The sequence below is a fragment of the Tuberibacillus calidus DSM 17572 genome (assembly GCF_000430685.1).
In the GTDB taxonomy this organism is placed as follows: domain Bacteria; phylum Bacillota; class Bacilli; order Bacillales; family Sporolactobacillaceae; genus Tuberibacillus; species Tuberibacillus calidus.
The window spans coordinates 19,010-34,797 of record NZ_AUMM01000005.1; the positions used below are offsets into that span (position 1 = coordinate 19,010).

Consider the following 15,788-nt stretch of genomic DNA (forward strand, 5'->3'; position numbering starts at 1 on the left):
TTTGACTGTTGCATGTGAAAAAATTGCTTGCTGGTGAGAAAATGGTGTATAGTGAATGGTTGATGGACCATGCCAAAGCTTATCCATTTTTACGCTTGGAAAATAAGGAATCGGTTATGCTATGATGCAGGATAAAGCTTTTGATGTATGATTTAAGGAGCAATCGTTATGATATATTTTGATAACAGTGCGACTACGAAACCGTATCCCGAGGTATTGGACACTTACCGGACGGCAGCCGAACAGTTTTTTGCCAATCCATCCTCGATTCACAAACTCGGTGGCCGTTCAGAAGAATTACTGAAGAAATCACGAGAGCAGGCGGCTCAGCTTCTACGCGTCAAACCGCAGGAAGTGATTTTTACTTCCGGAGGCACGGAAGGCAATAATTTTGCGATTAAAGGTACAGCCTTCGCGTTTCGCCATCGCGGCAAACACTTGATGACAACACGTGTGGAACATCCAGCCAGTCTCCGGGCGTTTGAACAGTTGGAAGCGCTCGGTTTTGACGTCACTTACCTCGAAGTGGACCGTAACGGCCGCATTTCTTTAGATGATGTCAAAAAGGCTTTGCGTGAGGATACAATACTTGTTTCAGTCATCCATGTTAATAATGAACTTGGAACGATTCAACCCGTTAAGGAAATCGGTCAGTTGTTAAAAGATCGGCCGAAAACGCTTTTTCATGTCGACCATGTTCAAGGCTTTACAAAAGTACCTTTAGATTTTCATGAGGCAAACATTGATTTATGCACGATCAGCGGCCATAAAATCCATGGGCCGAAGGGTACGGGTATCCTTTATAAGCGTGAAGGCATCATGTTGAGCCCGCTCTTAGCAGGTGGTGGACAGGAATTCGGTTTTCGTTCGGGTACGGAAAACTTGCCAGCGATCGCTGCTTTTGTGAAGGCCATGCGCTTGTCGCTTGAACGCGCCCAAAACGGCGGCATCGCCCGGCTGCGAAACATGACCGACCGTCTCCGCCAAGCACTTGCTTCCCATCCGCTCTTATCTTTTAATACGCCGAGCGGAGCAAGCGCCCCACATATTTTAAATCTAACGGTCAAAGGCATACGTTCTGAGGTGCTCGTACACGCTTTGGATCGTCAAGGGATCTATGTGTCGACGAAATCGGCCTGTTCCTCGAAAACTCAAGAACCGAGCGCCGTATTGCTCGCAACAGGATTGTCTGAAGAAGACGCTTCTCATGCCATTCGCATTAGCTTATCTTTTGAAAACACGATGGATGAAGTGGAAAGCTTTTTAGACATCTTTATGCAAACGATCGATAAATTGGAAACCGTAATGGAGTGATCGCCGTGCAATATGATTCGATGATTTTAACATTTGGAGAAATGGCTTTAAAAGGAAAAAACCGAAATTCATTTACCGATTTGCTTTATAAACATGTCAAAAAACAATTGGCACCATTTCCTGATGTAGACATCAAAAAACATTTTGACCATATCGAAGTTGCTCTAAATGGCCGACCCGCTGAGGACGTGGCGGAACGGCTTCGCCATGTGTTTGGCATCCACTCCATGCGCTGTGCCATTTCCGTTGAAAACGATTTAGAAAAAATTCAAGAAGCTGCTTTAAAAGTCGTGCGTGCCGAAAACGCCGAAGCGCGCACGTTTAAAATTTCCGCCAAGCGCAATAACAAACAATTTCCCATCAATTCCATGGAATTAAACCATAAAGTGGGAAGTTTTATTCTTAGAAATACCGAACACTTAAAAGTGGATGTGCATCATCCCGATTTGGAAATAAAAATTGAAGTGAGAAATACAAAAACGCGCATTTATGGAAAAACCTTTGCCGGCGAAGGAGGTATGCCGGCCGGTTCAGCAGGGAAAGTTCTTTTGCTTTTATCCGGCGGCATTGACAGTCCAGTTGCGGCTTATCAAATGATGCGCCGCGGGGCAACGGTAGAAGCCATTCATTTTCACAGCCCGCCATATACAAGCGACAGAGCAAGACAAAAAGTGGTGGATCTTGCGGAAAAGTTGCAGGAATATGCGGCTGTTGATCTAAAACTCCATATTGTCCCTTTCACCGAGGCGCAAATTGCGATTCGGGACAATGTGCCTGAGAATTATCGAATGACGATCATGCGCCGCGTCATGTTGCGCATTGCGGAAAAAGTGGCAGAAAAGCGCGGGGCGCTCGCTTTAGTTACCGGTGAAAGCCTTGGGCAAGTTGCGAGCCAAACGCTCGAGAGCATGAATACCATCAATGAAGTCACGAATCTGCCGGTGCTTCGTCCGCTTGTTGCGATGGATAAATTAGACATTATTCAAATCGCTAAAAAAATTGACACGTATGAGATTTCCATTCGGCCTTATGAAGATTGCTGTACGCTCTTTTTGCCGAGGCAACCGAAAACAAAACCCGACCGCGCACACGCCAATCGTTTTGAAGCATATCTTTCGGTCTCTGAGTTGGTGGATCAGGCGATCGGTGGCATCGAAACCGTCGATGTCGGACGCATTCAAGATGATTTGAGTTCGCTGTTATAAAAGAAATAATTACCATAAGGAATACTGCATGTTTTCACCCCTTGTGAGTCATTCTATAGGTACACAAGGAGGTGAGACAATATGGCTAACAACAACAGCAATCAAATCTTGGTTCCTGGTGTAGAGCAAGCTCTTGATCAAATGAAACAAGAAATTGCCCAAGAATTCGGTGTACAACTTGGTCCTGACACGACTTCTCGCGCAAACGGTTCTGTCGGTGGTGAAATCACGAAACGTCTCGTTGCAGCTGCGCAACAACAACTTGCCGGCGGCCGTACCTTCTAATATGTAATTGAATAAACCATGGCTGAGAGTGGCTTTCGGGCCACTCTCTTTTTTTATACGACGAGTCGCTCGCCTTCCCTTAAAAGGCTTGCACTGGGCTTTTTAATCAGGCAAGAATACGGATAACTAAGGTTCTGCTATCGCCTTAAAAGACATAGAAAAGCTATCTTCTTTATTTTTTATCGACAAAAACTTACAAAAATTCCCTATGCCGTTAATCTTCAAAAAATTATATGGATTTCGTATAATGGAAGGTGAGGAAAGACGAATAAGAAAGGGGAATTGGTTCGTGGAAAACTTAGTCGCACCCGAATTTTACAACCTGACGGAAGAAATCGAAAAACATGCGCAAGACCCGGACAAGCTGGCTTTGAAATATCTTGGGACTGACGGCACGTTGGTCACCATGACCTATTCTGAATTGATAAAGAAAGCTAATCGTTTAGCTAATGGCTTGACCTCTCTAGGACTAGAGAAAGGTGATCGTCTTCTCATCATGATGCCCCGCGCGATCGATACATATGTTGCCTATATTGCTGCCCTTAAAGCGGGACTAGTTATCATCCCATCTTCGGAAATGCTCCGTCCCAAAGACTTGACTTATCGCTTAAATCATTCGGAAGCTCGCGCGATCTTAACGCATGAACGACTGACCAAAAACTTTCATGACGCTGACCTCACTGGCGTAGCGGTTAAAATCGTCGTCGGCAAAGCACCGTCTTCCGACTGGATTGTATATGAGGAATTATTAAAAACCCATTCGGATGTTTTTCAAGCCGTACAGACGCAAAAAGATGATATGGCCTTCATTTCCTATACATCCGGAACGACGGGAAATCCGAAGGGGGTCGTTCATGTTCACGCATGGGCCTATGCGCATTTACGAACAGCTGCCAAAAGCTGGCTTGATATTCAACCTGAGGATACAGTTTGGGCGACAGCAGGTCCTGGATGGGCAAAATGGGTTTGGTCGCCTTTCGTCTCTACATTAGGTTCTGGGGCAACCGGTTTTGTCTATGGTGGGCCCTTTGACCCAGTCCGTTATTTGAGCATTTTACAGGACTTTAATATCAATGTGCTCTGTTGTACACCGACCGAATATCGCTTGATGGCAAAAGTTGACAACCTCGCGGATTACAAGCTCCCGCATTTGCGCAGTGCCGTATCCGCCGGTGAGCCGCTCAACATCGAAGTCATCGAGACCTTTAAAAAGCATTTCAACGTTCTCGTCCGCGACGGCTACGGCCAAACGGAAAACACGTTAATTGTCTGCACGCAGAAAGACATGGTGCCGAAACCTGGTTCCATGGGCAAACCAACGCCGGGAAACCGCGTTGAAATCATTACGGAAGACGGCGATGCTGCGGATGTCGGAGAAGTCGGTGACATTGCCGTTCATATCAGCACCCCAGCCCTTTTTAAACGGTACTATAAAGATGAAGAACGCACGGCGCAAGCATTCAGAGGAGAATATTACATTACAGGTGACCGCGCCCGAAAGGATAAAGACGGCTACTTCTGGTTTGAAGGGCGCCGCGATGACATTATCATCAGCGCGGGCTATACAATCGGACCCTTTGAAGTCGAGGATGCCTTAGTTAAGCACCCGAAAGTGAAGGAATGCGCTGTTGTGGCGAGCCCCGATCCGGATCGCGGGCATGTGGTGAAAGCGTTTATCGTATTGCGAAACCCCGATGACAAATCGGATCCCCATCTCGTCAAGGAACTGCAAGACCATGTGAAAACATTGACGGCACCGTATAAATATCCAAGAAAAGTGGAATTTGTCGATGACCTTCCAAAGACGACTTCCGGAAAAATTCGCCGCGTCGAGCTCAGGGCGCGCGAAAACCAAGCTCAATAAATCATTGTTCAAATGTTCCGTCGAACACTTGCGACGGAACATTTTGGTTTTTATGGACATTTTAATGTTTTAATTTTTGGTTTCCGGTTGATGATAAGAGTAGGGGAAGGGGGTGGCCGTCATACAGTTACTAGCCGCTATCATCATCCTCACGCTTTTCGGCCTCATTGTCCTTTTCTTTATCTTTGGCCTAATGCATGTCTATATAGATGTGAAAGTGATTGATTTTCATCTTGATTTGAAAGTCTCCTTGTATTTATGGAAATTACGCCTCACAACGTTTTCATTTTCTGACATAGCGGTCGACACCTCACGCTTTATTAAAAACAAAGCCGACGACGGAACATACGCGGAAGATAAGGCGGAGGCGACTTCAGCCCGCAAAAAGGTGGCCATACCCACTTACATAAAATATGATCTCGAAGCGCTAGGGAAGCTTTTAAACATGATCCACATCCATAAAATCAAATGGGCGACAACGATAGGTTTGGATGATGCTCAGCTCTCGGCCATTATCAGTGGGGTTATTTGGGCAATAAAGGGTCAGATTATGGCTTTTTTGTTTAACCGTATAAAGCAAGTGGAAAGGCCGATCATGGATGTGCGCCCTGTCTTTCAAGGATGGGCATTCAGTACGCATTTTACGTGCATGATCAGTTTCCGTATTGGGAAAACTATCCTCGCAGTCTACCGGATCGCTAAAAGATGGAAAAGGAGGCAACGACTATGCCAGAACATCCAATACAAGGCTTAATGAAGACGGCGCTGGAGAGCCTGCAAGAGATGACGGATGTCAACACAATCATCGGCGACCCGATCGAAACACCCGACGGCAATGTTATTTTAACGGTCTCCAGAGTCGGGTTCGGATTTGCGGCGGGCGGCAGTGAATTCATGTCCGGTCAATCGGATGGCAATTCCCAAGGCGATTCCAGTCAAGGGGGATCTGGCTTGCCGTTTGGCGGCGGCTCGGGCGGCGGTGTATCGATTACCCCTATTGCTTTTTTAATCGTCGGACCGCACGGTATTAAAACCATTCATTTGGATAACAGCACGCATATTTATGAAAAAATGCTCGATTTTGCCCCGCAGGTTGTTGATAAAATCCAGAATATGTTAAACGGTTCAAAAAAGATGAAGAGCCAAGGCAGTGAAGCACAAAATGGCCGCAGCGGCACCCGCCGGAAAACCAACCAAGAACAAGAGGACTATTTCAGCTGATTGCTGTTTTGCGATCAGCTTTTTATTTTTATACACATGCTATATGGAAGAACTGAGGTTAAAAAGGCAAAAATCGTGAGCGGGCACGATGACCATGCAGAACTAGCCGTGAAAACGTCCAGAACGGCATTTATGCCCGTTTTTTAGCGAGGAAAGCCGCCTTGATCAGCATCTGTTCCAGAAAAACGAAAAATCTAGAGCTTACCATGAAAATCTGCCAAAGTGATGGTTAAGCCCGTTTTTTTTTTGCCCTAACAGGTGTCCGAGCAGCTCAAACAGTAAAATCTTTGAAGGAACCTCGTTTGTTGTATAAGATGGTGGTATAAGTTTTCATTGGAGGAATGGCCATGGATGTCGTTCACGAATGGTTTGACGTATTGGACCGTTCAGCTGAGAAAATTGCCAAGCACACCGATGTCCCGTATCTAGAGGGACTTGTGATGACGGCAGACAACATCGTTTGGGAAAAGACAGACCCGGAGGCAATCGAGCGGGAATTGCAGACGCTTTACAAAAGGCTTTACCGTTTAGAAACGAGTGCTGAACAAGTAAGAAAAGCCCTTCAGCTTTCGATTCTCAAAGGGATGAAAAACGCGTCTCAACCACAACATCAAATGACGCCAGATGCCGTGGCCTTATTTATAAGTTACCTCGTCAACAAATTCCCTTTAAAAGACGGTTGGACACTTTTGGATCCGGCAGTCGGAACAGGGAATCTCTTGACTTGTGTCTTGAATCATGCCCAAAAAAAGTACGGACAAGCCCAGGGTGTCGATGTTGATGAACTATTGATAAAACTTGCTCTATCTAGTGTCAATTTGCAGCAACACGATGTAGAGCTTTATCGCCAAGACAGTCTCCGGCCGTTACTCATCGACCCGGTAGATATTGTTCTATGTGATCTGCCTTATGGTGTTTATTACGACAAGGAGAATGCCAAGCGCTTTAAGACGGCAACGACGGAAAAGCCTTTAAGCCAATTTTTGATGATCGAACAAGCACTTTCGTATACCAAACCGGGCGGATTTCTTATTTTTATTATTCCGAACGATTTATTCGCGATGGACAATGACCGCTTGCTCCATGCGGTCATTCAAGAGGCGGGAATCGTCCTCGGGATTTTGCAACTTCCAAAAACCATGTTTCGTCATGCCGATTTTGCTAAAAGCCTTTTATTATTGCGCAAAAAAGGCGACGGGGTAAAAACTCCTCGGCAAGCATTACTAGCCGAATTGCCAAGTTTCAAAAACCGCGAGGCAATGACCGCGATGATGAGCCGCATAAATCAATGGTTCGGCGAAAATTTTTCTGATGGTCAATAACCATCCGCCGATTTTTCCCATTCGATGAGAGGGCAATCGGTGTCGGATAAACAACGGACTTAAGCCGGTGTTTTTTCATGCTTTTGGACCAGGAGGATCGCCTTATGAGTGTTCATGAACATAAAAAACAAGCTCAAAAAACAGTAAATTGTGCGGTGTTAACCGTCAGTGATACGAGGGATGAAAAAACGGACAAAAGCGGGGCGCTTATCATCGATATGCTCCAAAAAGCCGGCCACCATGTCGTTGACCGGAAAATCGTTAAAGATGAAAAGGATGCGATTTTAACGTCCCTAAACGCTTGGCTTGACCGTGACGGCATCGATGTGATTTTAACGAATGGCGGTACTGGAATCGCCAAGAGAGATGTCACGATCGAGGCTGTTGAAGCTTTGTTCGAGAAAACGATCCCGGGTTTCGGTGAATTGTTCCGGATGTTGAGTTACACAGAGGACATCGGATCGAGTGCGATGATGAGCCGGGCTAGCGCCGGAACGAGCCGAGGCAAAGTCCTTTTTTCGATGCCTGGTTCAAGTGGGGCGGTGCGCCTCGCCATGACGAAGCTCATTTTACCGGAACTCGCTCATGTCGTTTACGAACTCCACAAGTAGATCCTAAGAGAAAAAACTCTTATATTCACGGAATCCGGTCATTTGCGGAAAATGGCCGGTTTTTATATGCCATTTTTCTCTAAAAATGTAATGAGATGGATCGAGGGGCTGAAGGCGATAGGACACGACACGCCATCGGAGAAGGTTCAGCTTTCATCCATCAGCTTTTAACGTTCAAAAGATCCCGCCATGCTAATAGCTTCGCCATACTCTTACATATCCCTATACATAATGAAGCAGACTATGAATAAGGCTTGCCACTAAACATACGGAGGGATAATGATGGCTGACCACAAAAACGTTCATTACGATCCGGAAGGTGAAAAAATCGTCCATCAGCAAATTACAGAATCTTACCAAAGCGGTGTCATTGATCGCATACTAGAGAATGAAAAGCTTATCGCTGAAAAAGAGGAAAGCACAAGCCAATAGTCGTGGCGGTACAGAATTTTTTCGGCGTGATGAAAAAGCGCTGGGGAGGGCTCCATTCGTTTGGATGCCCTTTCTTTTTGCCGCTCGTGTGGTATGTTGGTTTGCACACTTCAGTAGCCATCGGATACGTAAAAAGTCGATGATCACGAGAATACCTACAGAAACGCGCCCCCTCAAGTTGTGTTGGGAGACCAACTTCATGTCTTCATAACCCTACACTTGTCCGAACGTGAATGGTCTTTGATTTACGACTCAAGCTTTATGGGATTATAATAGTCAAAAAACAGGGAGCGAGGGGTATAGTGCGACATGCTATTATAACTGCTGGTAGCAAAGGACTCGGCCGAATGGTTACAGAAGCTTTTTTGGCAAAAGGTTATGCCGTGACCGTCAATTATCGAAGCGACGAGAAGGCGGTTGTCGATTTAAAAACCAAATGGGAAGCAGCTCAGGATCGGTTGCAAGTAATAAAAGGCGATATGACCCGCCGAGAAGATATCGATGCATTGGTAGAAGGGGCTTATCGGCGTTTTGGGCGGATCGATTGTCTGATCAATAATGCTGGTCCTTTTGTTTTTACACGCAAACCAATCATTGACTACAGTGAAGACGAATGGTTCGAAATGATCAACGGCAATTTAACCAGTGTCTTTCGGCTAGTAAAAAAGGTTGTGCCGATCATGAGACGACAACACTTTGGACGCATCATTACATATGGTTTTCAAAATGCTGATGTGGCACCGGGATGGATACATAGAGGACCATTTGCTTCGGCAAAAACCGGCTTGGTGTCTTTAACGAGGACAATTGCCTTAGAAGAAGCGGCATACGGCATTACCGCCAATATGGTATTACCGGGATTAATTGAAGATGACATGAAAGAAGCAACGATAGCGATGGCTCGGGAGGATCGGAAAAAAAGGACGCCGATCGGACGGTCTGTTACAGGAGAAGACATCGCCCGCACCATTCTTTTCTTATGCGCGGAAGATTCGGAAATGATTACCGGAGCCGTTGTGGATATGACCGGCGGAAAAGATGTCATCAACCGAATGAGAAGCTAGTGTAACGCTAGGAAGAGCCAAGGAAATTATACTTTGCTCATTCAGGTGAATGAATAGACGCTCCTGTAAATGAAAAAAGCAAGGACAAAAGCTGTAAAAAAACTGGAGTATATGCGCAATTTCAGATCGATCGGTGACCAAAACTGAGCAAAAACCGATTTCTGCGCACTTTTGAGACTTCAGCAAGCGGAAAATGAGTAAACGCTCCAGTAATTGGAAAAACGAGTGTGAAAACTGTAAAAAACAGGAGTATATGCACAATTTCAGATCGAAAAGCCACCAAAAATGAGCACAAACCCGATTTCTGCGCAAATTTAAGGCTCTAGCGGGCGAAAAATGCGCAGACGCTCCAGTAAATGGAAAAACGGGTGTGAAAACTGTAAAAAACAGGAGTATATGCACAATTTCAGATCGAAAAGCCACCAAAAATGAGCACAAACCCGATTTCTGCGCAATTTTAAGGTTCAAGGTATTGAAAAATGCGCAGACGCTCCAGTAAATGGAAAACCATAGCTTGATATGTAAAAAACTGGAGCGTATGCACAATTTCAAACCGAAAAGCGACCAAAAATAAGCACAAACCCAATTTTTACGCAAATTTTAGGCTCTAGTAAATCAGGAGCTGACGTTATTCAATAATTTGCAGCTCTTTAGGAAAACTTGTCAGAACGAGCGGGCCGGTCTCATCGAGGTAAACATCGTCTTCGATGCGGACGCCGCCGACTTCCGGCAGATAAATGCCCGGCTCAATTGTAAACACCATACCAGCTTTTAATAGCGCTGTGTTCTGACTGTTCATCGAAGGTGCCTCATGGATGTCAAGGCCCAATCCGTGTCCGACGCGATGGGTAAAATAGTCGCCGAAACCTGCGTCTTGAATGACTTGTCGCGCGGCTAAGTCGACATCCCCAATGCGCACGCCGGGTTTTGCGCTTTGAATAGCTGCTTCATTGGCTTTCCGTACGGCTTCATATATTGCTTCTTGTTCTTTGCTTGCGTGTTTATAGACAAACGTCCGCGTAATATCCGAACAATAGCCATTGACGACAACGCCGAGATCGAACAGAACGAAATCACCTTCGCGAATTTGCCGATCATTTGGTGTGCCGTGCGGCAAGGCACTTTTTGGACCTGTAAGAACAGTTGTCGCAAACGACATGCCTTCTGCCCCGCGTTTTTTGACCTCATATTCAATTTCTGCTACGAGGGCAAGTTCGGTTTTTCCTTTTTTAATAGCATTTTTTCCGATATTGATCGCAAAATCAGCGAGTTCAGCCGCTTTTTTCAGATGTTCCAGCTCATCGGGTCCCTTGATTAACCGTTGCGCGAGGATGGCTTCTTCCGACGAGACGAAACGGACATCATCAAACAAAGCTCGCAGTTGTTCAGCTTTGGCAAAGGACAGCGTCTCGGTTTCAATGGCTACCGTTACTTTTCTGGATATACCGCGGCCGGCTAATGCTTTTTGGATCAGATGCCACGGGTTTTGGTCATCGTCATAGCCGATAATCTCGCTTGTCCAACCGGCCTCTTCGGCGCGGGTAACTTCCATGTTCGGACATACGAGAAACGGCGTTTTTCCCGGTATGATGAATAGACCTAATAATCTTTCATGTGGGTCACATTTAAAACCTGTAAAGTAAAAAACATTTTTAGGGTCGCTTAAAAAAGCAAAGTCAATGTGTTCGCGTCCGACCCATTCGGCAAACCGTTCTAAGCGGTGTTGCACCATCATCCCTCCCATTGTGCTATACATCTACTCTTACATATTATAAAACAGTGCGCGTCAAAATGCTTTACGGATGATTCAGGTGGACAAAAATTGAGATGAGAAGGGAAAGAGCCAAGTTTTTTTATAGCAGTATAAAAAAGCTATCGGACTGTATGTCAGGCACGATTCTTAAGTCCAAGCACCTTTGCACGACGTTTTTAAGCTCCCACCATGAGAAAACGTTGGGCAAAAAGTGAAATCGCAACGTTTTATTGCTTTAACGGCTGGCATGGTTTTTATTGAAATTGATGGAATGGCTTCGGTATTATTATTAATAGAATTTAAATTCGGATAAAGGGAGATGGGCGAATGAAACTTACATATTTGGGACATGCTGTGGTCCTGATTGAAACCGGTGAAAAAAATTTAATTATTGATCCGTTCCTCAGCGGCAATCCTCTTGCTCCAATTGGACCAGATGAACTGCCGAAATTGGATTACATCATTTTGACTCATGGCCATAACGACCATGTCGGTGATGCTTTTGATTTGGCGAAAAAACATGACGCTACAATCATTGCCGTCGCGGAGCTGGCGGATTACTCTAGTGGTAAGGGATTAAAAGCACACGCGATGAGCATTGGCGGCGGGTACAATTTTGATTTCGGCCGATTGCAATATACTATCGCTTTTCACGGTTCAAGTTATACGGATGAAAATGGGCAAATCATTTATACAGGCATGCCCGGTGGCGTCCTCTTAAACATTGACGGGAAAACGATTTATCATGCGGGGGATACCGCGCTTTACTCCGATATGAAATTACTCGGTGAGAAACACGACATTGATCTTGCCTTTTTACCGATTGGCGATAATTTTACGATGGGGCCGGATGATGCGGTCATTGCGGCGAATTGGATTCAAGCGAAAAAGGTTGTGCCCATCCATTACAACACGTTCCCGGTCATTCAACAAGACCCGGATGAATTTGTTTCCAAACTGAATGGTGTAGGGGTGAAACTCGCTCCCGGAGAGAGTCTTGAACTGTAAGGCGCTTAATGAGTCCAATTGACAATCAGACGTGATACTTACTAGAAATGACGGCGGACCCGTGGGTGGTCCGCTTCCTTTTGAATTTTTTTGAAAGAAAAAGCACCCGCTTGGAGTGATGGAAAAGGGGTGAAAGGTTTTGTCGACCAAGCACGAACAAATTCTTAAGTATATCGAAAATTTGGAAGTCGGTCATAGAATTTCCGTCCGTCAAATTGCCAAGACATTAAACGTCAGTGAAGGGACGGCCTATCGGGCGATCAAAGAGGCGGAAAATCAAGGGTATGTCAGCACGATCGAACGGGTCGGGACCATCCGCATTGAGAAAAAACACAAGGGTAATATTGAAAAATTAACGTTTGCCGAGGTCGTCAATATCGTTGACGGACAAGTTCTCGGCGGGCGGGAAGGCTTACATAAAACGTTGAACCGCTTTTTCATCGGAGCCATGCGGTTGGAAGATATGATGCGATATGTTGAAGCTGGGGGACTTTTGATCGTCGGTAATCGGGATAAAGCGCACGAGTATGGTTTACAAGCAGGCGCTGCTGTGTTAATCACGGGCGGGTTCGATGCCTCAGACGTTGTCAAGCGCCTTGCCGATGAACTCAGTCTGCCCGTCATTTCAACGACTTATGACACCTTTACCACCGCGGCGATGATCAACCGCGCGATTTATGATCAGTTAATCAAAAAAGAAATTGTTCACGTTGCCGATATTTTTATTCCTTTTGAGCGGACAAATGTCTTGGCGCTTGGCGACAGCATTCGCGATTTTCGCAAGCTCAATGAGGAAACCGGTCATAGCCGCTATCCTGTTATTGACGACAGAAATCGGGTGCAAGGCATGATCACCGCCAAAGACATCATTGGCCATAACGATGAGGTGCCGATTGAGAAAGTGATGACGAAGGATCCGATCACAACGGGGATGACTACGTCTTTGGCAAGTTGCGCCCACATGATGATTTGGGAAGGCATTGAATGTTTGCCAGTGGTTGATGATGCGAAGAGACTGCTCGGCATTATTACGAGGCAGGATGTGTTAAAAGCATTACAAATGATGCAACGCCAGCCACAAGTCGGGGAAACGATCGATGATTTGATTACGGCGCATTTGACGGAAATGGATGATGACCGTTTTTCTTTTAAAGTCATGCCGCAGATGACCAACCATCTTGGCGTGCTCTCGCAAGGGGTCGTCACAACGGTCGTCATTACGGCTGCGATCCGGTTGCTCAGGAAACAAAAAAAAGGTGACCTTGTGATCGAAAATGTCACCCTTTACTTTATTAAGCCAATCCAAATTGAAAGCATTGTGGAAATCCAACCGAAAGTTTTAGACGCGACGCGCCGATATGGTAAAGTGGATGTTGAAATCTTTTATAACGGCCAAGCTGTCGGCAAAGCTTTTGTACTGGCGCAGTTTATCGATCGTTACTGATGACATGGCGTCATTGTCCGTTTGAGGTAACCGAGCGGCGGGATTCCTCCACCATCCTTGGCCAGTAATAGCGGTACGCTTTTATGCTGTAATAAATAATAAAGAGGCCGTATAAAATGAAAACGCCGCATACAATGGCTGAAAGAGCGGACGCTTGAATAAACAAGCGGTTTAAACCAAAGAAAAACATAAAAGCTCCAAGCCCCATATTGGCTTTTGTCACAGTCCATTTTTTCTTATAAGGGGCGTGAATTTGCCAAGCTCGAATGCGATAGTAGATGAACATGGCAAAAGATAAGATAATGAGTATGATGAATGTGGGCACAGTGTCACCTCCAGGTCGGCATCGCGTTCGCTTTTAATTTTAGCGGTTTTTGTCCAAGAATGCGACCTTCATGGACAAGTGATTGTGAGTAGATAGGAGAATGAACTGATGATTGATGAAATTTTTAAACAGATCGAAGCCTTTCAGACGATTATTATTCACCGCCATGTACGGCCCGACCCCGATGCGCTCGGCTCTCAAGGCGGGCTCGCTCGGTTGATCAAAGATCATTATCCGGATAAAAACGTCTATGTCGTCGGTGAGGATGTTCCATCACTGGCTTATCTGAACACGATGGATGATATTCCGGACAGCGCCTATGATGATGCATTAGTCATCGTTTGTGATACAGCTAACCAAGCGCGCATCAGTGATGACCGCTGGCGAAAGGGTCGGTTTTTGATAAAAATCGATCATCATCCCAATGTCGAACCTTATGGCGACCTGATGTGGGTGGATGAAAATGCGAGTTCTGTCTCCGAAATGATCGCTTCCCTCTATGAGATGCGGCCGGACCTCACGCTGTCTGAAGATGCAGCGAGACTTCTTTATGCTGGCATCGTCGGAGATACCGGTAGGTTTCTTTATAACAATACGACGCCGAAGACGTTTGAAACCGCAAGCCGGCTGATACAAAAAAATTTCGACCGCAACACGCTTCACGACCGCATGTATGAAATGCCCCTCCCCCTTATGCGGCTGAACGGTTATGTGCTGGAACATTTTGAATTAAATGAGGCGGGTGTCGGCCAGATGCGGATCCCTATAGAGTTGATGCAGCGTTTTGGCGTAACGCCGGAAAGTGCTTCTCTTTTAATTAACAGCTTCTCAAGTGTGACAGGAATAAAAGCTTGGGTTTTCTTTATCGAAGAAGCCGACCAAATCCGGGTGCGCCTCCGCTCCAAAGGTCCTGTGGTCAATACGCTTGCGGCCAAATACAATGGAGGCGGGCACCCGTTGGCTGCGGGAGCGACGGTTTATTCATGGGAAGCTTGTGATCAAGTGGTCAAAGACCTAACAGAACTCTGTTTAAATAAGTAAAAAGAAGAGAGGTTGATACAGAAAGGATGCGGCTTTCTGAAATCAACCTCTTTACTTCTATTTAACAGGGTAAAACCAATACCCTATTGATGTTTGATCTTCTATTGCTTCCATGTTTCGTTTCTTTAATTCCCTTTTTAAAAGACGAGCGACCTCTTGGGAATCCGTATAGGCTGAAAAGCCCTCTTCAAGTAATTGTAATTTCGCTTTAGCAATTTCGCGGCGATTAATGATCATAACAATCACCTCACAAAATTGGTCTAAAGCTATTTTACAAAAAAAAATGCGCGTTTGTCTGATAAAGTGCCCAATCGTCAAAAATTTGTAAAAACATCTTTACGAAAAAATGTCAATGGAAATATTGCTGATTTAATGGTGATGATGGCAAAGATTTAAGCCTCTTTAACACCTGTCAGCAAAACCGTGATTTTGACGGTGGAGAAGATGATCAGGCTTTTGATTTTAAAAGTATACGTCTTATCTTCAACGGTAAAGGGATGGCCTTCGATGGCTTGAAAAATTAATTGATCATTATCGCCGACGGTTTCAATCCTTTTGTTGATGAGAATTTTAAGCTGTGAAGCGAGGGCCTGTTCCAAGTCAAGTTTGACTAAATGGTTCAAAGAAAATTTGCCTTCGTCGACGAACACTTTCACTTCCTGAATGGTCAACTGTTTCGTAAGTTCCTCATTTTCTTTTTCGCTGCTTTCCCTTAAAACCTCAAGGTTATCTTTCAAATCTTTAATGATGGTTTCTTGTTCCATAATTTTATCGATCTGCCGTTCTTGGGCCATGCCATATAGGAGGATGAAAAAGCAAAAACCGATAATCGCACCGACCGCACAACCGGCAAAAAACCTTTGCCAAGCGGGATATTTATAGTATGGCGGAATGCGCAT

General features: G+C 45.3%; 17 protein-coding genes. 13 read left to right on the forward strand and 4 right to left on the reverse strand.

Features of this window, described 5'->3' with window-relative positions:
• The first annotated feature begins 168 nt into the window (after positions 1–168).
• The 10 genes from H532_RS0102000 (at position 169) to H532_RS0102050 (ending at position 9,318) form a co-directional block, all read left to right on the forward strand.
• Positions 169–1,314 carry a cysteine desulfurase family protein gene (locus tag H532_RS0102000; RefSeq protein ID WP_027724076.1) on the forward strand — a complete coding sequence of 382 codons (1,146 nt, stop codon included), beginning with the start codon at positions 169–171 and terminating at the stop codon, positions 1,312–1,314.
• A gap of 5 nt (positions 1,315–1,319) precedes the next feature.
• A complete protein-coding gene (thiI, locus tag H532_RS0102005) occupies positions 1,320–2,519 on the forward strand; it encodes a tRNA uracil 4-sulfurtransferase ThiI (protein WP_027724077.1) in 1,200 nt (399 codons plus the stop codon).
• Between the two features lie 81 nt (positions 2,520–2,600).
• Positions 2,601–2,804 carry an alpha/beta-type small acid-soluble spore protein gene (locus tag H532_RS0102010; protein WP_027724078.1) on the forward strand — a complete coding sequence of 68 codons (204 nt, stop codon included), beginning with the start codon at positions 2,601–2,603 and terminating at the stop codon, positions 2,802–2,804.
• Between the two features lie 289 nt (positions 2,805–3,093).
• A complete protein-coding gene (gene mbcS, locus H532_RS0102015; protein WP_038111328.1) occupies positions 3,094–4,668 on the forward strand; it encodes an acyl-CoA synthetase MbcS in 1,575 nt (524 codons plus the stop codon).
• 112 nt (positions 4,669–4,780) lie between these two features.
• Positions 4,781–5,422: a DUF2953 domain-containing protein gene (locus H532_RS19380; protein WP_051263076.1), complete on the forward strand. Its 642-nt coding sequence runs from the start codon at positions 4,781–4,783 to the stop codon at positions 5,420–5,422.
• The gene (gene ytfJ / locus H532_RS17605) at positions 5,395–5,889 is read left to right on the forward strand and encodes a GerW family sporulation protein (RefSeq protein ID WP_038111329.1); all 495 of its coding nucleotides are present in this window, start codon (positions 5,395–5,397) and stop codon (positions 5,887–5,889) included. The genes H532_RS19380 and ytfJ overlap by 28 nt, the downstream gene beginning before the upstream one ends.
• A gap of 347 nt (positions 5,890–6,236) precedes the next feature.
• Complete coding sequence (locus tag H532_RS0102035; protein ID WP_051263077.1) at positions 6,237–7,211, forward strand: class I SAM-dependent methyltransferase; 975 nt, start codon at positions 6,237–6,239, stop codon at positions 7,209–7,211.
• 104 nt (positions 7,212–7,315) lie between these two features.
• Positions 7,316–7,822, forward strand: coding sequence for a MogA/MoaB family molybdenum cofactor biosynthesis protein (locus H532_RS0102040; RefSeq protein ID WP_027724081.1), 507 nt, complete (start codon positions 7,316–7,318; stop codon positions 7,820–7,822).
• Between the two features lie 282 nt (positions 7,823–8,104).
• Complete coding sequence (locus H532_RS20170) at positions 8,105–8,254, forward strand: hypothetical protein (protein WP_155994946.1); 150 nt, start codon at positions 8,105–8,107, stop codon at positions 8,252–8,254.
• Between the two features lie 302 nt (positions 8,255–8,556).
• Positions 8,557–9,318 (forward strand): SDR family oxidoreductase, encoded by a 762-nt coding sequence (locus H532_RS0102050; RefSeq protein WP_027724082.1) that lies wholly within the window; start codon positions 8,557–8,559, stop codon positions 9,316–9,318.
• A gap of 628 nt (positions 9,319–9,946) precedes the next feature.
• Here H532_RS0102050 and H532_RS0102055 read toward each other — a convergent pair.
• Positions 9,947–11,047 carry a M24 family metallopeptidase gene (locus tag H532_RS0102055; RefSeq protein ID WP_245566387.1) on the reverse strand — a complete coding sequence of 367 codons (1,101 nt, stop codon included), beginning with the start codon at positions 11,045–11,047 and terminating at the stop codon, positions 9,947–9,949.
• Between the two features lie 351 nt (positions 11,048–11,398).
• Here H532_RS0102055 and H532_RS0102060 point away from each other — a divergent pair, with 351 nt between their 5' ends.
• Together H532_RS0102060 and H532_RS0102065 are read left to right on the forward strand one after the other, a co-directional pair.
• Positions 11,399–12,079 carry a metal-dependent hydrolase gene (locus H532_RS0102060; RefSeq protein WP_027724084.1) on the forward strand — a complete coding sequence of 227 codons (681 nt, stop codon included), beginning with the start codon at positions 11,399–11,401 and terminating at the stop codon, positions 12,077–12,079.
• 139 nt (positions 12,080–12,218) lie between these two features.
• Positions 12,219–13,523: a DRTGG domain-containing protein gene (locus tag H532_RS0102065; RefSeq protein WP_027724085.1), complete on the forward strand. Its 1,305-nt coding sequence runs from the start codon at positions 12,219–12,221 to the stop codon at positions 13,521–13,523.
• Positions 13,524–13,533: 10 nt separating this feature from the next.
• Here H532_RS0102065 and H532_RS0102070 read toward each other — a convergent pair whose 3' ends face one another.
• A complete protein-coding gene (locus H532_RS0102070) occupies positions 13,534–13,848 on the reverse strand; it encodes a YtpI family protein (RefSeq protein WP_027724086.1) in 315 nt (104 codons plus the stop codon).
• 108 nt (positions 13,849–13,956) lie between these two features.
• On the opposite strand from H532_RS0102070, the gene H532_RS0102075 reads away from it, so the two are divergent.
• Positions 13,957–14,889, forward strand: coding sequence for a DHH family phosphoesterase (locus H532_RS0102075; RefSeq protein WP_027724087.1), 933 nt, complete (start codon positions 13,957–13,959; stop codon positions 14,887–14,889).
• Between the two features lie 57 nt (positions 14,890–14,946).
• On the opposite strand, the gene H532_RS0102080 is transcribed toward H532_RS0102075, so the two are convergent.
• Both H532_RS0102080 and ytrI read right to left on the reverse strand, forming a co-directional pair.
• Entirely contained in the window at positions 14,947–15,126 is a 180-nt protein-coding gene (locus tag H532_RS0102080) for a YtzJ family protein (protein WP_027724088.1), read from the reverse strand.
• A 155-nt stretch (positions 15,127–15,281) separates the two neighbouring features.
• Positions 15,282–15,788, reverse strand: coding sequence for a sporulation membrane protein YtrI (gene ytrI / locus H532_RS0102085; protein WP_027724089.1), 507 nt, complete (start codon positions 15,786–15,788; stop codon positions 15,282–15,284).